Source organism: Priestia sp. YIM B13490, from assembly GCF_042787735.1.
In the GTDB taxonomy this organism is placed as follows: Bacteria; Bacillota; Bacilli; order Bacillales; family Bacillaceae_H; genus Priestia; species Priestia megaterium.
The window spans coordinates 1-23,248 of sequence record NZ_JBHZOT010000010.1 but is presented as its reverse complement, the minus strand read 5'-3'; the positions used below and the strand labels follow the sequence as shown (position 1 = coordinate 23,248).

Annotated in this window: 22 protein-coding genes and 2 riboswitches; of the genes, 15 read left to right on the top strand and 7 right to left on the bottom strand. The window is 38.7% G+C overall.

Annotated elements, in window-relative coordinates; translation table 11 throughout:
- Window positions 1-77: 77 nt before the first annotated feature.
- On the bottom strand, window positions 78-1,814 hold the full coding sequence (gene ade / locus ACFX4R_RS23090; RefSeq protein ID WP_043975688.1) for an adenine deaminase: 1,737 nt from the start codon (window positions 1,812-1,814) through the stop codon (window positions 78-80).
- A gap of 83 nt (window positions 1,815-1,897) precedes the next feature.
- Window positions 1,898-1,999: riboswitch (purine riboswitch) on the bottom strand.
- A 182-nt stretch (window positions 2,000-2,181) separates the two neighbouring features.
- Complete coding sequence (locus tag ACFX4R_RS23085; RefSeq protein WP_013055127.1) at window positions 2,182-2,409, bottom strand: DUF1128 domain-containing protein; 228 nt, start codon at window positions 2,407-2,409, stop codon at window positions 2,182-2,184.
- 176 nt (window positions 2,410-2,585) lie between these two features.
- Between ACFX4R_RS23085 and ACFX4R_RS23080 the strand changes: the two genes are divergently transcribed.
- The 3 genes from ACFX4R_RS23080 to ACFX4R_RS23070 are packed head-to-tail and all read left to right on the top strand — an operon-like array spanning window position 2,586 to window position 4,290.
- The gene (locus ACFX4R_RS23080) at window positions 2,586-3,059 is read left to right on the top strand and encodes a low molecular weight protein-tyrosine-phosphatase (protein ID WP_043975685.1); all 474 of its coding nucleotides are present in this window, start codon (window positions 2,586-2,588) and stop codon (window positions 3,057-3,059) included.
- Between the two features lie 38 nt (window positions 3,060-3,097).
- Window positions 3,098-3,436, top strand: a complete 339-nt coding sequence (locus ACFX4R_RS23075; RefSeq protein ID WP_013055129.1) for a hypothetical protein — start codon at window positions 3,098-3,100, stop codon at window positions 3,434-3,436.
- A gap of 14 nt (window positions 3,437-3,450) precedes the next feature.
- Window positions 3,451-4,290 carry a YihY/virulence factor BrkB family protein gene (locus tag ACFX4R_RS23070; RefSeq protein WP_377570469.1) on the top strand — a complete coding sequence of 280 codons (840 nt, stop codon included), beginning with the start codon at window positions 3,451-3,453 and terminating at the stop codon, window positions 4,288-4,290.
- A 229-nt stretch (window positions 4,291-4,519) separates the two neighbouring features.
- Here ACFX4R_RS23070 and ACFX4R_RS23065 read toward each other — a convergent pair whose 3' ends face one another.
- Together ACFX4R_RS23065 and ACFX4R_RS23060 are read right to left on the bottom strand one after the other, a co-directional pair.
- Window positions 4,520-6,439: a heavy metal translocating P-type ATPase gene (locus ACFX4R_RS23065; RefSeq protein WP_043975683.1), complete on the bottom strand. Its 1,920-nt coding sequence runs from the start codon at window positions 6,437-6,439 to the stop codon at window positions 4,520-4,522.
- A 224-nt stretch (window positions 6,440-6,663) separates the two neighbouring features.
- Window positions 6,664-6,813, bottom strand: a complete 150-nt coding sequence (locus ACFX4R_RS23060) for a BH0509 family protein (RefSeq protein ID WP_013055132.1) — start codon at window positions 6,811-6,813, stop codon at window positions 6,664-6,666.
- 208 nt (window positions 6,814-7,021) lie between these two features.
- Here ACFX4R_RS23060 and ACFX4R_RS23055 point away from each other — a divergent pair, with 208 nt between their 5' ends.
- Together ACFX4R_RS23055 and ACFX4R_RS23050 are read left to right on the top strand one after the other, a co-directional pair.
- Window positions 7,022-7,339, top strand: coding sequence for an ArsR/SmtB family transcription factor (locus tag ACFX4R_RS23055; protein WP_097824770.1), 318 nt, complete (start codon window positions 7,022-7,024; stop codon window positions 7,337-7,339).
- Between the two features lie 15 nt (window positions 7,340-7,354).
- On the top strand, window positions 7,355-8,278 hold the full coding sequence (locus tag ACFX4R_RS23050; protein ID WP_377570467.1) for a cation diffusion facilitator family transporter: 924 nt from the start codon (window positions 7,355-7,357) through the stop codon (window positions 8,276-8,278).
- 15 nt (window positions 8,279-8,293) lie between these two features.
- Here the strand turns inward: ACFX4R_RS23050 and ACFX4R_RS23045 are convergent, their stop codons facing one another.
- Window positions 8,294-9,478 (bottom strand): MFS transporter, encoded by a 1,185-nt coding sequence (locus ACFX4R_RS23045; RefSeq protein WP_013081525.1) that lies wholly within the window; start codon window positions 9,476-9,478, stop codon window positions 8,294-8,296.
- Between the two features lie 375 nt (window positions 9,479-9,853).
- Between ACFX4R_RS23045 and ACFX4R_RS23040 the strand changes: the two genes are divergently transcribed.
- The gene (locus ACFX4R_RS23040; RefSeq protein ID WP_043975666.1) at window positions 9,854-10,342 is read left to right on the top strand and encodes a phenolic acid decarboxylase; all 489 of its coding nucleotides are present in this window, start codon (window positions 9,854-9,856) and stop codon (window positions 10,340-10,342) included.
- A 189-nt stretch (window positions 10,343-10,531) separates the two neighbouring features.
- Window positions 10,532-10,915 (top strand): OsmC family protein, encoded by a 384-nt coding sequence (locus ACFX4R_RS23035; RefSeq protein ID WP_016762854.1) that lies wholly within the window; start codon window positions 10,532-10,534, stop codon window positions 10,913-10,915.
- A 146-nt stretch (window positions 10,916-11,061) separates the two neighbouring features.
- On the opposite strand, the gene ACFX4R_RS23030 is transcribed toward ACFX4R_RS23035, so the two are convergent.
- Window positions 11,062-11,478, bottom strand: a complete 417-nt coding sequence (locus ACFX4R_RS23030; protein WP_043975663.1) for a pyridoxamine 5'-phosphate oxidase family protein — start codon at window positions 11,476-11,478, stop codon at window positions 11,062-11,064.
- 200 nt (window positions 11,479-11,678) lie between these two features.
- Here ACFX4R_RS23030 and cax point away from each other — a divergent pair, with 200 nt between their 5' ends.
- Together cax and ACFX4R_RS23020 are read left to right on the top strand one after the other, a co-directional pair.
- Window positions 11,679-12,734, top strand: a complete 1,056-nt coding sequence (gene cax / locus ACFX4R_RS23025; protein ID WP_016762856.1) for a calcium/proton exchanger — start codon at window positions 11,679-11,681, stop codon at window positions 12,732-12,734.
- Between the two features lie 178 nt (window positions 12,735-12,912).
- Window positions 12,913-13,713 (top strand): YfkD famly protein, encoded by an 801-nt coding sequence (locus ACFX4R_RS23020; protein WP_043977853.1) that lies wholly within the window; start codon window positions 12,913-12,915, stop codon window positions 13,711-13,713.
- A gap of 35 nt (window positions 13,714-13,748) precedes the next feature.
- On the opposite strand, the gene yfkAB is transcribed toward ACFX4R_RS23020, so the two are convergent.
- Window positions 13,749-14,867, bottom strand: a complete 1,119-nt coding sequence (yfkAB, locus tag ACFX4R_RS23015) for a radical SAM/CxCxxxxC motif protein YfkAB (RefSeq protein WP_377570464.1) — start codon at window positions 14,865-14,867, stop codon at window positions 13,749-13,751.
- A 203-nt stretch (window positions 14,868-15,070) separates the two neighbouring features.
- On the opposite strand from yfkAB, the gene ACFX4R_RS23010 reads away from it, so the two are divergent.
- The 6 genes from ACFX4R_RS23010 (at window position 15,071) to ACFX4R_RS22985 (ending at window position 22,893) form a co-directional block, all read left to right on the top strand.
- Complete coding sequence (locus tag ACFX4R_RS23010; RefSeq protein ID WP_162215190.1) at window positions 15,071-15,256, top strand: SE1561 family protein; 186 nt, start codon at window positions 15,071-15,073, stop codon at window positions 15,254-15,256.
- 163 nt (window positions 15,257-15,419) lie between these two features.
- On the top strand, window positions 15,420-16,961 hold the full coding sequence (locus tag ACFX4R_RS23005) for a fumarate hydratase (protein ID WP_016762857.1): 1,542 nt from the start codon (window positions 15,420-15,422) through the stop codon (window positions 16,959-16,961).
- A 94-nt stretch (window positions 16,962-17,055) separates the two neighbouring features.
- A complete protein-coding gene (pdaA, locus tag ACFX4R_RS23000) occupies window positions 17,056-17,865 on the top strand; it encodes a delta-lactam-biosynthetic de-N-acetylase (protein WP_043977856.1) in 810 nt (269 codons plus the stop codon).
- Between the two features lie 162 nt (window positions 17,866-18,027).
- Window positions 18,028-19,413 (top strand): 23S rRNA (uracil(1939)-C(5))-methyltransferase RlmD, encoded by a 1,386-nt coding sequence (gene rlmD / locus ACFX4R_RS22995; RefSeq protein WP_377570462.1) that lies wholly within the window; start codon window positions 18,028-18,030, stop codon window positions 19,411-19,413.
- A gap of 339 nt (window positions 19,414-19,752) precedes the next feature.
- Complete coding sequence (locus tag ACFX4R_RS22990; protein WP_377570460.1) at window positions 19,753-21,102, top strand: FAD-binding oxidoreductase; 1,350 nt, start codon at window positions 19,753-19,755, stop codon at window positions 21,100-21,102.
- A 199-nt stretch (window positions 21,103-21,301) separates the two neighbouring features.
- Window positions 21,302-21,382, top strand: a riboswitch (glycine riboswitch).
- Between the two features lie 158 nt (window positions 21,383-21,540).
- Window positions 21,541-22,893, top strand: a complete 1,353-nt coding sequence (locus ACFX4R_RS22985) for an amino acid permease (RefSeq protein WP_377570458.1) — start codon at window positions 21,541-21,543, stop codon at window positions 22,891-22,893.
- Window positions 22,894-23,248 lie beyond the last annotated feature (355 nt).

Genomic DNA, 23,248 nt, shown 5'->3' with positions numbered 1-23,248 from the left:
ATTATAAAAATCGTAAAACTCGAACTACGCCGTCTAAAGGATATAAATAAAAAGGACTCGAAAGAGTCCTTTTTATTTTATGCTTGAACGGTGATATGCTTAAATTCTTTTACGTTAAATAATCCTTTGTCGGTTAATTTTAGACATGGGATAACAGGCAAGCTTAAGAAAGATAATGTCAGCAGCGGGTTGAATTTCTGTGAAATATCAAGCTCATGAAGAGCCCCGTGAAGCTGCTTAAGTAAGCTGTTTACTTCATTGTAAGGGTGAGGTGACATTAATCCTCCAATGGAAAGAGGGAGGGAGCCAATCACTTCATTGCCTTTTACAATAACAATACCTCCGCCGATTTCTTCAATTGCCGCAATTGCTTTTGCTAAATCTTCATCATTTGTTCCTACGGCTACGATATTATGTGAATCATGAGCAATCGTGGTAGCAATCGCTCCGTCTTTTAACTGAAAACCTTTTACAATCCCAAGACCAATATTCCCTGTTAGATGATGACGCTCAACAACAGCCATTTTTAGCTGATCGTTTTCTACAGAAGACTGAAATTCGTTTTGCTTCACTTGAACTTCTTCTACAATATGATTTGTAATCAGGCTGTTTGGATTAATTTCAATAATATTAGCGCGATTGTGCTGAAGTGGTATCGTAAGTTTTTTAATGGAAAACTCTTTGAGATGAACAGAATTCATTAGTTCTGTTGGAAGATCAATTTGTTCTTCTTGAACAGAAAGCATCTCTCCATTTTCAGCAATAAGCTCTCCGTTTTGATAGACATGTGCTGCAGATATATCGGTTAAGTCGTCTAATAGAATAAAATCCGCTTTGTAACCAGGAGCAACCGCACCTCTATCTTTTAACCCGTAGCATTCAGCGGCATTTAACGAAGCCATTTGAATCGCAATTAGCGGATCCAGCCCGAGTTCAATAGCAAAACGAACATTGTAATCAATAGAACCTTCCGTTAATAAATCATCTAGGTGTTTGTCATCGGTACAGAATAAAAATCTGCGCGCGTTACGTTCATTTACAGCAGGTAATAGTTGTTTCAAATCTTTAGCAACAGAACCTTGGCGGATCAGAACATACATCCCGCGCTGAATACGCTCAATTGCTTCTTCTGCTGTTACGCATTCATGATCTGTTGAAATATCAGCGGTACGATAAATATTAACGCCCGTAGCATCTAGCCCTGAGCCGTGCCCATCAATTACACCGTTTGCATCGTTAGCTGCTTGTAATTTATCGAGCATATCGTCATCGCCATCTCGCACAGCAGGGAAATCCATCACTTCTGCTAATCCAAGCACGCGAGGGTGAGAGAAAAATGGCGCTAAGTCAGCTGCTTTTAAGACGGCTCCAGAGCTTTCAAAAGGAGTTGCCGGCACGCTTGAAGGTAAGTTCACAAATACGTCTAAAGGAATGGAATCCGAGTTTTGAAGCATAAACTCAATGCCAGATTTCCCTGAAACATTCGCAATTTCATGAGGGTCCGTTACGACAGTTGTGACGCCTCTAGGTACAAGAAGTTTTGAGAACTCTTTAGGTGTAACCATTGATGATTCAATGTGAACGTGTCCATCAATGAATGTAGGAGAAATGTATTTTCCTTTTGCATCCACGACGTTATTCCCATCGTATTGACCTATTCCAACAATCACTCCATCAGCAATCGCAATATCGGCTTCAATGATGGAAAGCGTAAAGACATCGATAATTTTCCCGTTTTTCACTACAAGATCTGCAGGTATTTTTTTATTGGCAACAGCAAGCTGTTTTTTTAAGGTTGTTTTTGTATTTGACATGAATGTGACTCCTCTCATTGTATAACTGAATAACAATGAAGGACTATGTAAGGGAGAACATAAAGAAGAATAAAAATGCAGTATGAATGATGTTCAACCCTCGTAGTCCAACTATTTACGGTAGTTCGGTAGAAACTCTTGGACCCTATTTCCAAGACTATACGAGCTTTAGGTATTTCGATACATTCTATAGACAAATAATAAAAACGTCAATTCCTAATAAAAAAGAAAGATTTTTGGGAATATTTCATCTATGTGTATGTAAACGATTTAACTCTTATTTGCTCGCTAAAAGGCGCAGCATTCATGTATAGAAAAAAATGTAGAAAAAACCGTCAATGGCTATTAGTCATTGACGGAGTTGTCATTAAGCTTGTTTACGCAGTGTACCTAATTCTTCCGCGATCGCTTGCATTTCACTTGGGCTAAAAGAATCTTTTCTCATTACCATATCGTATAAGTACTTTAAGTCTTCATACATTTCTTCGTCAAAAGCTTCAGCTTTAATTGCTCCGATATTTAGCATGCGCAGTTTTTCACTAATGCTATCGACCATATGTTTAATATTCTCTGGAGATTTTACTGATAAATCCACTTTGTTCATCCTTCCAGTTGCGTTTTTTTTATTGTAACATGTTTTTATCGTGTGAACACTTTTATGTCAGGTTCTTATCCACAGAAGAGTGGAAACGATATAAATAAAAGAAAACTATTTTTTAGTTTAAAAATGATTGTATATAATGTTTGTAATAAGGGAAAGGAGTCGAGACTATGATTAACGTATTATTCGTTTGTTTGGGAAATATTTGTCGTTCACCCATGGCAGAAGCGGTCTTTAAAGATATGGTGAAGAAAAAAGGGCTAGAAGGACAAATTCACGTAGATTCTGCAGGCACAGGAGGCTGGCACAAAGGCAATCCTCCTCATGAAGGAACGCAATCTATTTTAACGAGAAACAACATTGATTTTAAAGGGCAAACAGCAAGACAAGTGATTCAAGAGGATATAGCTAAATTCCATTATATTATTGGAATGGATGTCGAAAATGTAGGAAACCTGAGAAGGATGGCTGGACATACTAAAACAGGTTATATTGCAAGGCTTTTGGATTTTGTGCCCGATTTACATATTGAAGATGTGCCTGATCCTTATTTTACGGGAAATTTTGACGAAGTATATGACTTAGTTCAAGAAGGATGCAAGGCTCTTTTAGACGAAATTATAGAGAAGCATTTCTCGGAATAAGCGATACTTAAAAAATAAAAGCGGAGGAGAAACGACAAATGGGTAAACGAAATAAGCTAGTAGAAGGTATTGTCATTGGAGCAATTATAGGAGGAGCTGTTTCTTTATTTGATAAAGAAACAAGAAGCTCTGTCATTCAAGGAAGTAAAAAACTGAAAGACAAAACAACAACTCTTATTCAGCACCCTGAACTTGTAACGGATACTGTCAAAGAGAAATATGAAACCATCCGTACGACCATCGAGCAAGTTTCTGAAGATGTATCATTTGTAGCAGGAAAAGTAGAAAAGTTAAAAGAAACAACACCTCAGGTGATGGAAATTGTAAACGATACAAAAGAAGCATTTGTGGAGAAATATGGTGATGAACAAAAATAAATAAGGAGGCACATATGGCTGGAATGTACATAAATAACATCGTAAGGTTTGGCAAAGAACTGATGAGCCGCATTCATCGAGATGAGCTGCCTAGTTTATCAGCTGAATTGGCTTATTATCTACTGCTCTCGCTATTTCCTTTTTTAATTTTCTTAATTACGCTGATTGGATTTTTGCCATTAGAATCAACAGACCTGCTTGACTTGGTCGAAAATGTAGCGCCACAGCAAACGCTGCACATGATTGAAAGCAACGTTTCCCATATCATTGGTTCTCATAATGAAAAGCTATTATCCTTTGGTATCATTGCCACGATGTGGTCTGCTTCAAATGGAATTAATGCGATCGTAAGAGCATTTAACCGAGCATATCACGTACAAGAAAATCGGCCTTTTTTAGTGGCGAGAGGTATGGCAGTTCTCCTTACTTTTGCGATGATATTTGTTATTATTGTAGCGCTTTTACTTCCTGTTTTCGGTCATATGATTGGCCTTTATTTATCGTCTACGTTTGGGTTTTCAGAAACTTTTCTCGCTTTATGGTCTGCTTCCCGCTGGATTATCAGCGGCCTCATTTTGTTTACTGTTTTTACGGGGTTATATTACTTTGCTCCTAATAAAAAACTGCTGATTCGAAATGTTGTAAAAGGAGCGGCTTTTGCTACGGTCGGATGGACAGTGGTATCGATGCTGTTTGCATATTACGTAAATCATTTCAATAACTATACAGCTACATATGGAAGCTTGGGCGGAATTATTATCCTGCTTATTTGGCTGTACCTATCGGGCATGATTATCGTTATTGGAGGAGAAATCAACGCTATTTTCTACGACCGTCGAGTCAAATCTTCATAGTCACAAATTGGGATGAAATCATTCGCAAGATATGAGCATACTAACAAAGTGAAAGGGAGGTTTTACATCATGACAAAGCATACAAAAAAAGACGGAAGCAATACAAAGCAAAATAAAAAGAGCCAGCCAAAGCATAAAACAAGCAACAGCCAAAATGGACAAAACGGTTACCATTAAGGCAGTGATTTCCATAATAAAAAGCCTAACAAATACGTTAGGCTTTTTTGCGTTAAGATTTTAGCAAGCGAAGGCCGTTTAAGATAACTAAAATGGTGCTGCCTTCGTGACCTATAACACCAAATGGCATATCAAGCACTTGGAAAAAATTCGAACAAATTAATAAAAAGATGACGGCAATAGAAAAAATAACGTTTTGCTTCACAATTGAGTTCATTCGTCTGGAAAGAGCTACTGCATCCGAAATTTTTGATAGATCATTTTTCATTAAAACGATATCGGCTGTTTCAAGTGCCACATCCGTTCCTTCTCCCATGGCTACTCCAACGTTAGCAGTAGCAAGAGCAGGTGCATCGTTAATGCCATCTCCCACCATTGAAACGGTAGGGAATTTTTCTTTTAACGCTTTAATTTTATCTACTTTCGCTTCAGGCAAACATTCTGCAATGTATTCATCGACTGCACACTCTTTTGAAATAGCTTCGGCTGTTTTTTCGCTGTCTCCTGTAATCATGACGGTATGAATGCCCTGCTCTTTAAGAGATTTAACAGCGTCTACAGCTTCTGTTCGTACAACGTCTTTTAGCGCAAGCAATCCCACAATACCATGCTGGTCTTTTGCGTACACAATCGTTTTTCCTTCACTGGCAAGTGTAGATGAAATCCCATTTTCAAATTCAGCTGCATCTTCTTTACCTACAAAATCTGCTTTTCCTATTTTCCACGTATCTCCTTGAAGAGACCCAATGACACCATATCCGGGAACGTCTTCAAGCGAATCTGGCTGAACAAGCGTCAATTCCTGCTTATTTTTCACAAAGTCAACAATAGATTGAGCAAGCGGATGATTGGACTGACGTTCAATTGATGCGATTTTAACAAGAAATTCCTGTTCGTTTATATCAGAACGGACAATGACATTTGTTACTTCTGGCTTTCCTTTTGTTAACGTTCCTGTTTTATCAAAAGCAATTGCGCTTAAATGACTTAACCTTTCCAAATGCACGCCGCCTTTGAACAAAATTCCTTTTTTTGCTCCGTTTGAAATAGCAGACAGCGAAGCAGGGGTGATAGATGCAACCAGAGCGCAAGGAGACGCTACAACTAAGAGAATCATTGCACGGTAAAATGTCTCGGTCCAGCTCCATCCAAGCACATAGTGTGGGAGAAATAGCATAACTGCCACAACCGATAGAACAATTTTTACGTATGTGCCTTCAAATCGTTCAATAAACAATTGAGAAGGAGACTTTTCACTTTGAGCCGTTTGAACAAGTTGAATGATCTTTTGAAACAGCGTCTCAGCACTTGGCTTTGTCATTTTAATGGTAATGGCGCCTTTCACATTCACCGTGCCCGCGAATACTTCATCATCGAGCTGTTTTAGTACAGGAACAGATTCCCCTGTAATAGCAGCCTGATCAATCGTTGTTTGACCTGAGACAACAATCCCATCGGATGGCACTCGTTCACCCGGCTTAACTAACAGCAAGTCACCGATTTGTAAATCCGAAATGGATACAATTTCTTCTTGATCTCCAATCAGACGCGTTGCTTCTTGCGGCTGTAAATTCATCAAGGCGCTAATTTCTCGGTTGCTTTTATTCATGGTGTACGTTTCTAATGCACCGCTTAATGCAAAAATGAAAATAAGCATAGCACCTTCTGTCCAGTAGCCAATTACAGCCGCTCCAATGGCTGCAATAATCATTAACATTTCGACATTCAATTCTTTATTTTCAATCGTTTCTTCAATGCCTTCTTTTGCTTTAGCAAATCCGCCTATCACGTAAGCTAATACAAAGAGCGTAATAGATACAGCAGTATCCTGCTGTTTTGACAGCAGCCAGCCGGCTAAAATCAGTACGCCGCTTAACAGTGCAGCAATGAGTTCACCATGTGTTTTTAATCCGTTGACAGCAGAAGATGTTTGAGGCGTTTGTTCTTGTTTTTTAGGTAACGCATTTTCCATACAAATCCTCCTTGAACGATAATTGAGAAGAATAATCACAATCATTACCCCTAAAAAAACACGAAAGCTGCCATCTCAGCGATAGCAGCACATTTTTTCAGTTCTTCTCTTTTAAATTGGGATATTTAGTATAGTATAGCACGGAACAAGCAAGGAGGTAACGACTAACGCCTAAAAAATAAAAACAGAATGCAGCTGGACGTCTGCATTCTGTAAAAAACGTACTACATATCTAAATGTTCTTCATAATATTTATAAGCGGAAGTGTAAATGTGCTCGATATCGGCATCCGTCATGTACATTAAGGTTTCACGGTCAATCCCCTTCATCGTTTCAATAAATGTAATCATGTTTTTGCGTTCTTGTCTGCTCATTTATTATTCTCCTCTCCATCTGTTTTAATACAGTTTATTATATTTAATTGTATTATATAACAGAAAAAGTATTTTGTGTGGATTTTTTTTTAAAATAGGCAAAAAAATTTAAAAAGACGTAAATAATTGACTATATAGAAAAAGGTGTTTTATAATTTATATATGAACATATGCTCATATACTTGCATATAATGAACGGAGAGATGTTATGAAAAAAGATGAACATTCGTTTTTATCGCCTCAAACAGTAGAAGAAGCGTCAAGAATACTAAAAGCTATTTCAGATCCTACGAGAATGAAAATTCTTTATTTGCTATTTCAAGAAGAGTGTTCAGTCGGTCATATGGTTGAAGTGCTTGGTGTTTCACAATCAGCTATTTCACATCAGTTAACTCACTTGCGTCATTTACGTTTAGTAAAATATCGCCGTGAAGGGAATACGTATTTCTATACGTACGATGATGAACACGTTGTTGGAATACTGCATCAAGTAATTCAGCACGTAGAATGCTCACATAACGAATAAAAGGAGGGGCTTTGCATGAGTCATGATCATCACCACCATCATGGTCACCATCACCATTTTGATACACAGCGTGAAGGCAACAAAAAAGGTCTGTTAATTGCACTCATTATCACCGCCGGTATTATGGTTCTTGAGTTTGTTGGAGGGCTTTTTACAAATAGTTTAGCGTTATTATCCGATAGCGGACACATGCTTTCTGATACAAGCTCACTTGCTCTTAGCCTTGTAGCGATATGGTTTGCTAACCGAGCTGCATCGGCTAAAAAAACGTACGGTTATTATCGTTTTGAAATATTAGCGGCTCTTTTTAACGGAGTGGCACTGTTTGTAATAGCAGGATTTATCATCTATGAAGCCTATCAGCGCGTATTAGAGCCGCAGTCTGTAGCAAGCGGCAGCATGATGCTGATTGCTACTGTTGGTTTACTCGCTAATTTAATCAGCGCATGGTCACTTATGAGACAAGGCGATGTAAAAGGAAATGTAAATTTACGCAGCGCTTACTTACACGTACTGGGAGATGCTTTAGGATCTATTGGAGCTATTGTAGCTGGACTTCTTATGATGCTGTTTGGATGGTATATTGCTGATCCTATTATTTCTGTAGTTGTGTCTGTATTAATTTTAAAAAGCGCTTGGGGCGTGCTTGCCCATAGCATTCATATTTTGATGGAAGGCTCTCCTGAAGGGGTAGATCACAGTGAAATAAAAAAACTTCTTGAAAACATTGAAGGAGTCAAAGATGTGCATGATTTACACATTTGGACGATTACTTCAGGACTGGACTCATTGAGCTGTCATATGCGCGTAGAAGATGAAAAAGATTGTCAGCAAATTTTGCAAAAAGCCATTGATTTAGTACATGATCACTGCGGCATTGAGCATACCACGATACAAATTGAAAAATCAGCTCTTCAGCATCGAACGCTAAAAGTTTAAAGAACGAGCGAGAACCTATAGGTTCTCGCTCGTTTTTTGTTGCATAGGCATCTTTTGTCCGAATACAAAAAGAATAATAAAAATAAAGCCAAGCATCCCGCTAATAATATTAAAAAAGCTGATATGGTGAAAGAACTGAATAAACGTGCCACCTATGTAAGGGCCGGCAAGGCTTCCGATACTAAAAGCAATGCCGCATAGTAAATTACCTGTAGGCAGTAGACGAGCAGGAATCAAATCCGTCATATAGCTGATTCCTAAACTAAACGTCGAGCCTACAACCATGCCAGCTATAAATAAACAAGCTACTAATGGAATAGCGGTCTCTTCCAAGAGACTTGCTGTAAAAAATGTAACGGCTCCAATGGATAAAATCCATCCTAATACCAATTTCCGTCCAAATTTATCGCTCAATATTCCGAGAGGAAGCTGAAATACAATAGCTCCAACTGCAAAGGAAGTCAGCAGCAGTGAAATAAACTCTACTTGCAAACCAATTCGTAAGCCATATACAGGAAAGCTTCCGTTCAGTGATGATTCTAAAAATCCATATCCAAAAGGCGGCAAAAAAGCAATCCAAGCATACTTAGCCGCCTTAGAAAATCGCTTAGCCGTTTCTTTTAACGAATTAACCTCCACTTCCTGTAGGGGAAATTCATTTTTTATCAAAAATAAAAACACCCATGTTATGAGGCAAAGAGCTGAAGAAATCATAAAAGGAAGCGCTTGGTTAATTTCAATTAACGGCGTCATTAAAGGGCCAACAGCAAAACCAATACCGAAAAAAAGCCCGTACAATGAAATGTTGCGACCTCGTTTATCAGCAGGTGAAGATGATGTAATCCACGTTTGAGTACCAAAGTGCAGCGCGTGATCTCCTATTCCAATAAATAAACGGAGCACAAACCAAAAAACAACAGATTTCCACAGGGGAAACAAAGCTAAAGATACAATAACTAAAAGTCCCCCTGCTGCGATAATGGGTTTATATCCGTATCTGCGAAGCGGCCCTTCCATGAAAGGAGAAATAAATAAAATACCTAGATACAATCCAGTTGCGTTTAATCCGTTTATAGTAGAAGAAAGACCATCTTTCTCAAAAATAATAGCGATTAAAGGCAGCAGCATACCTTGGCTGAATCCAGAAATGGCGACAAGGCTAACTAAAATCCAGAAACGTTGTTTATGAGTAGCACTCACAGCATTCAACCTCTTTTTATCTATATTTTGTCAATCCAACTGTTTAATCGTACAAGGAAAACGCTTTATTGACAAGGATGTAGACGTGCTGTGCTATTAATTTGACATCTTTTTATAAGGAAAGTAGAATAAAACATGTAAATAGTTACATGTTTTAATTTACAATTAAAAGGCGATCGCTAGAATACAAACAGTGCTTAAGAAAATAGCGACATTCACAATCAATGTCGGTACAACGAGTGTCATTGGTCATACAGGAAGTGCAAAATATAAACGCTTACACAACTGCGTTTTTCTAGGCACTGCTGTGAGACACTTAGATCGCGTTGTGTCAGACATATACGAAGTGTTATAAATCAAAGGAGCGATATAAAAATGGAAAAATTTATTGGGAATCATATGATTTACACATACGAAAACGGATGGGAATATGAAATTTATATCAAAAACGAAAATACAATCGATTACCGTATTCATAGCGGAATGGTGGCAGGACGATGGGTTCGCGACCAGAAAGTTGATATTGTGAAATTAACAGAAGGTGTATATAAAGTATCGTGGACTGAACCGACTGGAACAGATGTATCTTTGAACTTTATGCCTGATGAAAAACGGATGCACGGCATTATTTTCTTCCCAAAATGGGTACATGAACATCCTGAAATTACCGTGTGCTATCAAAATGATCATCTTGATTTAATGCATGAATCCCGTGAAAAATACGAAACATATCCTAAATACGTTGTACCCGAATTTGCTGACATTACATTTATCAAAAATGTCGGAGCGAATAATGAGGAAGTTATCGCTCAAGCGCCTTACGAAGGAATGACAAATGATATTCGCGCCGGAAAATTAATTTAACACAGAGTCATAAAAAAGACTGAGACAAAAGTATTTTAGCTGAAGGAAGATCCGAACGATGAATCGAGATTCTTGATGGAGAATCAAATTCGTTCGGATCTTTTTATGGTGATGGTGTAACAAGTATCCGTATTGAGAGTAGTTGGTTATATAAAAAGCGGTTTATAATGAAGTAAAGGAGTGAAGGAAATGGAATTTAACATGAAAAAAGAGGCGGGATTTACAACAAATCTTCCTTATGGAGAGCTACATATCGCCGGAGATGAAGAATATGGCTTTCGTCCGTATCAGCTAATGGTATCGTCCATTGCTGTTTGCAGCGGAGGCGTGTTAAGAAAGATTCTAGAGAAAAAAAGAATTGCTTTTTCTGATTTACGCATCCAAGCTGGCGTGACGCGAAATGATGAAAAAGCGGGGCGAATCGAAAAAATTCATTTGCACTATATCATTACAGGAGAAGAGCTTCCATTAGACAAAATTGAAAAATCAATTGAGCTAGCACGAAAAAATTGTTCAATGCTACAGTCGGTTATTGACAGTATTGAAGTGACAGAAACCTTCGAAATTAAATGAGGTTGGGACAAAAGTATTTTAGCTGAAGAAGTTCCGAACGATGAATCAAACTCGTTCGGATTTTTTAGGGTGTTGTTACAAGCGGTTCAGCTCTTTGCTCCCATTTGTTCGTCTTTAGATGGAATGGACTTAGCTACGTCTCAATCTCATATTTCCTTCGGTTTGCTGCCGGCTTTATCAAAATAGCGCATGCGTTCAGGAGTCAGCTGAAGAAGCAAATAATTTGGGTCATCTGGACTTTTAATCCACTCTTTTAACTTTTTATTCCAAAATTTCTTTTTTAACTCTTCGTTTGTTTCTACATTTACTTTGGCTTCTACCTCTACATACGGATCACTCCAACCTTGCCCATCATAGCCTAACAAAATATGAACGTAAGGGTTTTTTTCTAGTTCTTCGACTTTATGGGTATCTTTATTGGTAGCGGTGTAGAGCACAAGATCTTCATGAAAAAACATCATAAAGCGTGAATACGGCTTTCCATCTTGAATTGTAGCTAACGTTCCAATTGTATAGTCATCCAGTACGGATAAAATTTGATTTTTCACATCATTATTGCTCATTTTTTCACTCCTTATTATATCTTTTTACCCTTGGTAGTTTGGCTGATTTTTAACTATCTTAATCAAAAATCAATTAAGGGTTTATCATTTATAAAAATAGGTTAAAAATACTAACATTGACGGTGAGTCTATACAAATTCCATTAATTTGATATGATTGATTTTGTTGTCAAAAAATGAATAAGGTAGGTGTACATATCGATGATCAATCGGATTTTTCTTATAGCGGTTATTCTTGGGGTGCCGCTATCTGTTATTGGGCACATGATGCACTGGTCAGATGTTCTTATGTTTATTATTTACTGTTTAACAATCATTGCCCTCGCAGCTTTTATGGGGAGAGCAACAGAGAGTTTAGCTGTTGTAGCTGGTCCTCGAATAGGCGGACTATTAAACGCTACGTTTGGTAACGCTGTAGAATTAATTATTTCTATTTTTGCTCTAAAAGAAGGTCTTACAGCGGTGGTGCTTGCATCGTTAACCGGTTCTGTATTAGGAAATCTTCTTCTTGTAGGCGGTCTTTCATTCTTCATTGGGGGATTAAAATTTAAGCGTCAAGAATTTAATGTCTATGATGCAAGACATAATTCTGGATTATTGATCTTTGCCGTTATCGTTGCGTTTGTTATTCCTGAAGTGTTTGCTAGTGAAATGGACGAAGCGAAGACCATGTCCCTGAGTGTCGGAATCTCCATTATTCTCATCATCTTGTACTTAGCGGCGTTATTTTTTAAGCTGGTAACGCACCGAGGGGTGTATCAGCATAAAAGTGAAGAAGTGGAAGAACATGAGGAGCCAGAATGGTCAATGTGGAAAGCGATTACTGTTCTCTTTTTGTCTACGTTAGCTGTAGCTTACGTATCCGAAAGCTTGGTTAGTACAATCGAAATTGTATCGGAAAGTTTTGGGTGGAGTGAGCTGTTCATCGGGGTCATCATTGTAGCGATTGTTGGAAACGCAGCAGAGCACGCTTCGGCTATTATTATGGCCGTTAAAAACCGCATGGGTGTAGCTGTTGAAATTGCTGTTGGATCCACTTTACAAGTCGCGATGTTTGTAGCACCGATATTAGTGTTAGTTTCGCTGATGTTCGAAAACCAAATGTCTCTTGTCTTTACTTGGCCTGAGTTGATTGCGATGGTAACGGCCGTATTTTTAACTATTGCTATTTCTAATGACGGAGATACAAACTGGTTCGAAGGTGCAACTCTTTTAGGTGCTTATATTATTATGGGAATTGGTTTTTATCTTATTTAAAAAAGAAGAGGCTGGAACAAACCTGTTTTAGTTGAAGGAAGAATCCGAACGATTAATCGTTCGGATTCTTTTTGTGTAAGTGAATAGAAGAATTTCCCTTTTGGTATTCAGGATAAAACAGGAGATGTTTGAAAAAACTATGGTTGCATTCATTAACGATATTGAAAGGAGTTTCTAGATGTTACGTAAATTGCTTTTATTTGTGTTTACCATCATTATTTCATTTTCATGTTCAACGAAGATCGCCATTGCGAAAACAGCTCAGCCTACCATCAACGTGCCTTCTTCAGCTTTAAATATTTCAAAAGAAAATACGTATCCAAATGCTAGTCAAGATACGCCATATTTGCAGCCGAGTGAGTTTACAAAAGAGCTCATTGAAACATCAAATGTAAAAATTGAAAACCCTGATTTAATTCGTATATTAAATGAATCAAACATTTCTAAAACTCCATGGGCAATTGGTTTTAGAGCAACCGTCTTTTTAGGACAGTGGCCATTAAATTACGAATCAACAGAAACAAACGTTAACTGGCAACACCAGCGAATCAATACAAATCATTATGATAACAGAGCAGGAAAAAATCAGTACAAAATGATGTACAGCCAGGAAAATCAAAGTCATGTAAAAGGCGGATTAACAGCAAAAGTGCCTCAGCCTGATCATGTGAAACAAATGATGCTAATTGAAGCAGCTAAAAAAACAAAGCTCACTTTATCATTTCAAACGTTTGTAGGTGCCGGAACGAAAAAAGACCAGGTCTATAACGTAGCTCCTAAAAAAGTAGGTTATCTGTATGCGTATACGCCTGCTGTAAGTGAAAAGGGAAAAGTAACATATGGAGAAGTGTATGTTACAGTAAAAGGCAGCAAGCGCTCAATTGTGGTGAGAAATGTAACGTCTCAAGGAATTGGAGCATGGATTCCAGTACAAGATTATGTTTCCTTAAGCTTTGGGGCTTACGATCAGCCGAGATAATAAAAAAGAGATTCCAGTGGTGGAATCTCTTTTTGTTATTTTGTGATATTCGCTTGGAGTTTGCTAAAATCAGTATCTTGATAATAGCTGTTTTTCACCAAAATATTAGGTCCTAAACAAGACACTGCTGAACAATGACAGCTAAGTTCTTTAGAAATCGTGCTTTGCTGCCACATATCAAAAGCGTCTGTAAGCTTTGTATCTTGAATGTTGCCAAGAGGAGGCGTATCACCAAAATCCGTTACGATAATATCTCCGTCGAAAATATTTACATTTAGGCGAGAGCGCCCGTCTGGATCGTTTCGAACGGTTACATTTTTACTGCTATACAAGCGCTGTAAAAGCGATAAGTCTTCCTCATTATTACTGCATGCATAAAACGGCAGCGTGCCGAATAGCATCCACACATTTTCATCTCGAATATCAAGAAGGTGATGAATAGCTTTACGCATTTCAGGAAGAGATAACGTTTCTAGAGTGCTAGCAAAGTCACTTGGATACATAGGGTGTACTTCGTGACGCTGACAAAGCATTTCATCAACAATTTGACGATGAATCTTTTCCATGTGAGGAAGCGTACGTTTATTTAACATCGTTTCAGCTGATACGGTTACACCCGCTTTTACAAGCGCGCGGCTGTTTTCAATCATACGGTCAAAATATTTGGCGCGCTGCTCATAAGTAGGCTTTCGCTCCATCATTGCAAAGCCAGCTTCCACAAAGTCGTCCATCGTTCCCCAGTTGTGAGAAATATGTAAAACATCTAAATAAGGAATGATTTGTTCGTAACGTGCAAGATCCAATGTTAAATTTGAATTAATCTGTGTACGGACACCTCGTTCATGTGCATACTTTAATAAAGGCACCACATAATTTTTCACAGAAGATAGAGACATCATCGGCTCTCCGCCTGTAATGCTTAAAGCTCGAAGAGTTGGAATTTCATCGAGACGTTTTAAAATTAAATCAAGCGGCAGTGCGTTTGGGTCTTTTGGCTGCAGCGTATATCCAACTGCGCAGTGCTCACATCGCATATTACAAAGCGTCGTTGTGGTAAATTCAACGTTTGTAAGCGTCGGTTTGCCATATTGTTTCATATCTAAATACGCTTCCCACGGATCGAACTCCGGGGTAATTCGTTGTAAAGTGGCCATAAAAAAACTCCTTTTATTTTTCCGTAAAGTGAAATGATGATGAAAACATCTCACGGTCCGTCCTGCTAGACTAAATTATACGTCTCATTCAAAACGGACACCAGTGACTATTATGGATTTTATTGCTTTTAGTTGTCAAATATGAAAGTATTCGTTAGGATATAAGGAAATACGAATGAAAAGCTATATCAGGAGGGTTTAAAATGGGAAACGCCGTTCGAGATAAAGGTTCACAAGTACGTTATTTAAAAGATCGTTTAAATATGTTTGTACACGTATTAGACTCTATGGAGCCTGAAAACACAGACCTAGAAGACATTGACCGTTTGATTACGATGATTGATGACCTCGAAGCAAAATGTGAGCAGTTTAAAAAAGATAAAGAATGAACAAAGAAAAAAGCGCTAGAAAAACTAGCGCTTTTTTGCTTGAAGTGGAAATCCTCCTATAAAGGTCTTTCGAAACAATTTTTGAAGGAGTATAATAAATTTTGAAAGTTGTACGACAGATAGATAAATACATACATTAGCGGGATATGGGAGGAATTAAGTGATGATTGAAGCTTTAAAACAAAGCATGTACGATTTAATTGTTGAAACATCTACAAAATTGCCAAAAGACGTTCGACGTGCTATCGCAAAGGCAAAAGCGCGTGAAAATGCAGGAACGCGTGCGGCAATGTCTTTAGCGACCATTACCAATAATATTAAAATGGCGGACGATAACTTGTCGCCAATTTGTCAAGATACAGGTATGCCTACATTTAAAATTAAAACCCCTGTAGGAGTGAATCAGCTTCAAATTAAAGAAGCGATTTATTGGGCAATTGAAGAAGCAACAAAGCACGGAAAGCTTCGCCCTAACTCCGTAGATTCGTTAACGGGAGAAAACAGCGGTAATAATTTAGGCGGCGGCACGCCGGTTATTAAGTTTGAGCAGTGGGAAAATGACTATATTGATGCGCGTCTTATTCTAAAAGGCGGCGGCTGTGAAAATAAAAACATTCAGTACAGCCTGCCTTGTGAAGTAGAAGGTTTAGGTAGAGCTGGCCGTGATTTAGACGGTATTCGTAAATGTGTGATGCACTCTGTGTATCAAGCACAAGGTCAAGGCTGTAGTGCCGGCGTCATTGGTGTTGGAATCGGTGGCGACCGTACAACAGGCTATGAATTAGCAAAAGAGCAGCTGTTCCGAAACTTAGATGACGAAAATCCAAATGCTCAGCTGAAAGAATTAGAAGAGTATGTAATGGAAAATGCTAATAAGTTAGGAATCGGCACGATGGGTTTTGGCGGAGAAACGACATTACTTGGCTGTAAAGTCGGCGTAATCAATCGTATTCCTGCTAGCTTCTATGTGTCAGTTGCGTATAATTGCTGGGCTTACCGCCGCTTAGGTATTAAAATCAACGCCGATACAGGAAGTGTTCAAGAGTGGCTGTATCAAGAAGGCGAAGAAGTAGATTTTAATAAAAATGCAGGCGCCGAAGAGAAGCAAAATGCGGATGAAACAAAAGAAGTTGTATTACAAGCACCTATTACAGAAGAGCAAATTCGTGAATTAAAAGTTGGCGACGTGGTGCGCATCAACGGCATGATGTATACAGGACGCGACGCTATCCATAAACATTTAACAGATCACGATGCACCAATTGATTTAAATGGACAAATCATTTATCACTGTGGTCCGGTTATGTTAAAGGACGAAGACGAAAAATGGCACGTAACCGCTGCAGGACCAACAACAAGTATCCGTGAAGAACCTTACCAAGGGGATATTATGAAGAAATTTGGTATCCGCGCGGTTATCGGTAAAGGCGGTATGGGTCCTAAAACGCTTGCTGCTCTTCAAGAGCATGGCGGTGTATACTTAAATGCGATCGGAGGAGCTGCACAGTACTATGCTGATTGTATCAAGAGCGTAGAAGGCGTTGATTTGATGCAGTTTGGTATTCCTGAAGCAATGTGGCATTTAAAAGTAGAAGGCTTTACAGCTGTAGTGACGATGGATTCACATGGAAACAGCTTGCATGCAGATGTAGATAAGTCTTCATTTGAAAAGCTTGAGCAATTTAAAGAACCGGTATTTAAATAAACATACATCAAAAGCGTATGGTAAAAAGTAACGTTCATGAACGAGAAAATTGAGTGGATACTAAGCGTAAAATGACTTCCGAAAGGAGCTTCTTATGCGCCGGTTCACCTTTTTTCTCGTTTTTTTATTCGTGATGTCAATAGGCATAGCATCTGTTGAAGCACAAATGTATCCAAACAATCCGATCAGCTGGGGATTTCAAAAAAGTAAAAATCACAAGCCTGCATCCGCAGGTACAGCTTATGAACAAATTCTTGCTAAGTATGATGCTTTTTACCTCGGAGATACAAATAAAAAAAATATTTACTTAACGTTTGATAATGGTTATGAAAATGGTTATACACCGCAGGTATTAGACGTGCTCAAAAAAAGAAAGGTTCCTGCCACATTCTTTGTAACAGGACACTATTTAAAAGAAGAGCCTAAGCTTATTAAGCGAATGGTAAAAGAAGGGCATATTGTCGGGAATCATTCATGGCATCACCCTGACTTAACTCAAGTGGATGACGCACGTTTTAAAGAGGAATTGCAAAAAGTAAAAGATGAATACAAGAATATTACTGGTCGTGATGAAATGAAATACCTTCGCTCACCTAGAGGGGTATTTAGTGAACGAACGCTAGCTCTTTCAAAGCAAGAGGGCTATACGAATGTATTTTGGTCACTTGCATTCGTTGACTGGAAAGTGAATGAACAAAAAGGCTGGCGCTACTCATACGACAATATGATGGCTCAAATACATCCAGGTGCAATCATGCTTTTGCATACCGTTTCAAAGGATAACGCAGATGCGTTAGATCAAGCGATTGTGGATTTAAAAAAGCAGGGCTATACGTTTAAAAGTATTGATGATTTAATGAACGAACGCAAACAAATGAAGAAAAGTCCTTCTAAAACGAAATAAAGATAAAAACCGATGGGAATGTTTCTCCTGTCGGTTTTTTGCTGTTGAAGTGTTATAATATGCGTTGATGTCTTTTTTAAAGCGATACGGTCTAATAGGTTTTAAGCAGATAAAGACCGTTAATAACTATATAAAGAATTTAAACTAATCGGAGTTGGTCTCATGAATAAACCAAAAACTGAAATGAAAGTTCAAAAAGGACAAACGTTTCCGTTGACGATAAAAAGACTCGGTATTAATGGAGAAGGCGTAGGATATTTTAAGCGCCAAGTCGTCTTCGTGCCGGGAGCATTACCAAATGAAGAAGTGGTTGTAGAAGCAACAAATGTCCAGCATAAGTTTGCGGAAGGGAAAATCAAGCGAATTCGCAAAAAATCTCCTCATCGCGTAGATGCGCCCTGTCCTATTTACGAACAGTGCGGAGGCTGTCAGCTTCAGCACTTATCCTATGAAGGTCAGCTAGAATCGAAGCGTGATATTGTTCTGCAAGCGTTCGAACGTCACAGTTCATTAAAAAAAGTAGAGGAAAAAACACGCCAAACAATTGGCATGGAAAATCCTTGGGGCTATCGTAATAAATCACAATTCCAAGTAGGTGTGGATAAACAAAAAGTCATCGCTGGTTTGTATGGACTGAACTCTCATCGACTGATTGACATTGAAAACTGTCCTATTCAGCATGGAGCCACGAATCACGTGACAAAAGAAATAAAACGAATTTTACAAGATCTTCAAATTCCTATCTACAATGAACGCAAACGCCGTGGTATTGTACGTACCATCGTATCTCGAGTAGGCTTTGAAACGGGTGAAGTGCAAATTGTCTTGATTACGGCTAAAAAAGACATTCCGAAAAAAGAGTTGCTGATTAAAGAAATTCAGCGCCGCCTACCGGAAGTGAAATCACTTGTACAAAACGTAAACGGTCAAAAAACATCGCTTATTTTTGGAGACGAAACGTTTACACTTGCTGGAAAGTCGGTGATTCAAGAAACGTTAGGAGATATCTCGTTCGAACTTTCAGCGCGTGCATTCTTCCAGTTGAATCCTCTTCAAACCGTGAAGCTATACGACGAAGTAAAAAAAGCAGCTGCGCTAACAGGCAGTGAAAAAATTGTAGATGCTTACTGCGGAGTAGGGACAATTGGCTTATGGCTTGCTAAAGATGCCAAAGAAATTCGCGGAATGGATACGATTGAAGAATCGATTGTAGACGCAAGAAAAAATGCCCAAGATCATGGGTTTGAGCATGCTACGTACGTAACGGGTCCGGCTGAGAAATGGATGCCGCAGTGGGTAAAAGAAGGCTGGAAGCCAGACGTTATCGTCGTTGATCCGCCGCGAACAGGCTGTGATGACAAGCTTCTAAAAACGATTTTACAAGTGAAGCCAAAGAAAGTGGTTTACGTTTCTTGTAATCCATCCACATTAGCCAAAGATGTGCAGCAGCTGTCGAAGGCTTATCATGTTGATTACATTCAGCCTGTTGATATGTTCCCTCATACGGCGCACGTGGAGAATGTGGTGAGTTTGACGTTAAAGAAATGAATAGAAAAAGAGTAAAGGGCAGATTTGATTCTGCTCTTTTTTCTTTGAGCTGTACTCTTATTAATGGAGAAAGGTGTTAAAATTCCACATCTGTTCTTTTAGTGTAAAAAATATCTTAGTATAGTGAGATGAAATTCTCATAAAGTCTATTCTTGGAAAGTGTTACATCGCTAAAGAGAGATTACATAAGAGGGTTAATGCCTTTAATATAAACTATAATGACGTCTTTTATACAAATAATAAACGCAAACTCTATCCCAAAACCCAAACCTTTAACCACCTCGATAATACTATAGTAATAAAACTACTAAAAAGTATGTACAAAGGAGCAGAGGTCAGATGGACTCAATGTTTTTAAAAGGGCTTACGGGAGAAGTGGTAACGCCAAAAGATCCCATTTATGAGGAGGCTCGTCAGGAATGGAATCGCGCTGTTAATAAATTTCCGCTTGTGATTGTGTACTGTGAAAAAAAGCAGGATGTTGTGAATGCGATCCGCTGGGCGCGCAAGCATCGTGTTGAGATTCGTATTCGATCTGGCGGTCATCATTATGAAGGATATTCTACAGGTGACTGTGTAGTAGTCATTGATATTAGTCGATTAAATAGGTTGAAATTAGATAAAAAACGGAACATTTTAAAGATGGAAGCAGGAGCGAAAAATACGGAAGTGTATGATTTCATCGGTTCGAACGGATATGTGTTTCCAGGAGGAACGTGTCCGACTGTTGGCGTGTCGGGCTTTACGCTCGGAGGAGGCTGGGGACTTTCGAGCAGACTTTACGGGTTAGGATGCGACAGCTTGATAGAGCTAGAATTAGTCAATTATGAAGGAAGGCTCATCAAAGCAAACGAATCGTGTAAAGCTGATCTTTTTTGGGCATGCCGCGGTGCCGGTGGCGGTAACTTTGGCGTTGTAGTAAGCATGACGTTTCAGCTTCCAAAGCCAACGAACAACTCTGTGACGCTCGTTCGATTCTTTTATGTAGGTACTACAAAAGAAAAGCAGACACAAGTGATGAATATATGGCAAAACTGGCTGCCCGAACTGGACAAACGTATGACGCTAGTTGCAAGCTTTTATAATGCAGAAGGAGAAGGGTTAGGCATATTTGCAAACGGATTCTTTTACGGCTCCCCAGAAAGAGCTCGGAAGATTTTGCAGCCTTTTGCAGAAGGAGAAGGGTTTCGAGTAGAGCTGGAATCATTATCTTTTCTTGAAGCGGTAAAAAAAATAGAAGCAACCTATCCTCCGTCTGAAAAATTTAAGTCAACGGGAAGATTTGTGCACAGAAGCTATTCACGTGGTGAGCTTGAAAATCTTACAGATCTCATACAGCGTCCGGCAGAAGGGTCCGTTTATGCCGCGATTTCTCTTTATGCACTAGGAGGAGAAATCCGCAGTGTTGGTAAAAGAGAAACGGCTTTTTTCTACAGAAACGCCAGATATATTATGGGGTTTCAGTCTGTATGGACAGAAGATGCATTTGCAAGAGCAAACAGAGATTGGCTTCGCAAGCGATTTGAATATATTAAAAGTATTACGATAGGCTCCTATGTGAATTTCCCTATCAGTAACCTTAGAAACTACGAGCATGAGTATTTTGGAGAAAACGCAGAGAGATTAGAAAGAGTGAACAAAAAGTACGATCCGTTTAATGTGTTCAGGTTCGCGCAAGGACTCAGGTAGCGTGAGGAAAAGGATACTAAGTTGACGATTGAAAATGTTCGATTACCTTTTTTCGAAGAAGGTAAATAAATGAAAGTAATCTTTCCTGTTGACAAAGTATCCAACTGGTATTAGAATAAACAACTATTCGACAGTCATTCTATTGATTGAAAAATTTAATACGTAGAAAGCTATGATTGCTATGGATCACACTATAGCAGGAGCAGCTTCTGGAGAGATCGCGATAGTTTCGCGACGCCGAAGGGTTCACAATCTCAGGCAAAAGGACAGAAGAGTACCGGATATTTATTTGGCATGTTACTAATTGGTAGCATGTACTTTAATATTTGTTATTCTTATGACCATGAGATTGGAGCGCATCCAATCTCTTTTTTTATTGGACTTTATTTGTAGTCCGCACGATCGCATCAAAGGTTTTATTGTTAGGAGGAGTTAGAGTTGGAACAACGAGAATTAAAGAGGGATTTATCCAATCGTCATGTTCAGCTAATTGCGATTGGGGGAACCATTGGTACGGGCTTGTTTTTAGGTTCTGGTAAAGCAATACAGCTTGCAGGTCCCTCTATCATCTTTGCTTATTTAATTGTTGGTATTGCGCTTTTTTTTGTGATGAGAGCGCTAGGAGAACTACTGCTGTCTAAAGCAGGTTATCAATCGTTAACTGATATTGCTGAAGAGTATCTTGGACCATGGGCGTCATTTGTAACGGGATGGACCTACTGGTTTTGCTGGATTATGACAGCTATGGCTGATGTGATTGCAGTTGGCGTATATGTGAAATATTGGTTCAATATTCCTCAGTGGATTCCGGCACTTATTTGTGTAATCATTTTATTAGGTCTTAACTTATTAACCGTAAAATTATTTGGAGAATTAGAGTTTTGGTTTGCTTTAATAAAGGTTATTACGATTCTTGCATTAATTATTATTGGCGTTATTTTGCTGGTAATGGGATTTAAAACAGATGAGGGATCTGTTACTGTTCAAAACCTTTGGAATCATGGAGGGCTGTTTCCAAATGGGGTTTCAGGTTTCTTACTTTCATTCCAAATGGTTATATTTGCATACGTCGGGGTTGAATTGGTAGGGGTATCGGCAGCAGAAACATCAAACCCCCAAAAAAATATTCCATCGGCCATTAATAAAATTCCGCTGCGAATCTTATTTTTCTATGTTGGAGCGCTTATCGTTCTGTTGTTTATTAACCCGTGGATGGAATTAAATGCAGCAGAAAGCCCATTTGTTAAAACCTTTAGTTTAGTCGGAATTCCGCTTGCTGCTGGAATTATTAATTTTGTTGTACTAACTTCAGCCGCTTCTGCCTGTAATAGCGGAATGTTTTCAACAAGCCGTATCTTATATAATTTAAGTAAAAATAACCAAGGGCCATCTAAGTTTGCAAAACTGAACAAAAACCACGTACCAAGCAACGGATTGTTCGTATCTACGCTGGTCATCTCAGCGGGAGCTCTTTTAAGCAAGCTTATACCAGACCAAGCTTTCGGCATCGTCACGACCATTAGCGCTATTTGTTTTATTTGGGTGTGGAGTATCATTCTCATTTGCCATCTAAGGTATAAAAAGACGCGTCCGCAGCTGCATGCAGCATCAGCATTCAAAGCACCGTTAACACCATTCATAAACTATGTTGTGTTAGCTTTGTTTGCGGTGATTCTTGTTATTATGCTGTTTTCTGACGCGACGCGCCCAGCCTTATTGTTGACGCCCGTTTGGTTTATTCTCTTATTTATTTTTTACTGGACTAGAAGGAAAAAGAAAATAAATCTTTAAAGGCTAGAAAATCAGCAGGGAACAAACATGATTTTTTATAAAAGAATATAGTAAATTTCTGACCTCATCACTCCGTGATGAGGTCTTTTTAGTGGAGAATAAATAATTGATTTCTCCTGCATGAATAAAATGCAGGAAGCAAAGTTTATAGAAGAAAACTAAAAATTTGTTCTAACAGAAAACACAGCGAGAAAGCTCGTAGTTTTCTGATAGGAATGTAGAACAAATTGCTTTTCTTCTGTGTCTAAAGATGGAATTCCGTCATTTATATGGAAAAGTTTTCATTTTGCAGTACAATGGAGGTAGACTTCATTAGATTAAGGTGAACAAACATGAAATGGTTTAAATCTCATAC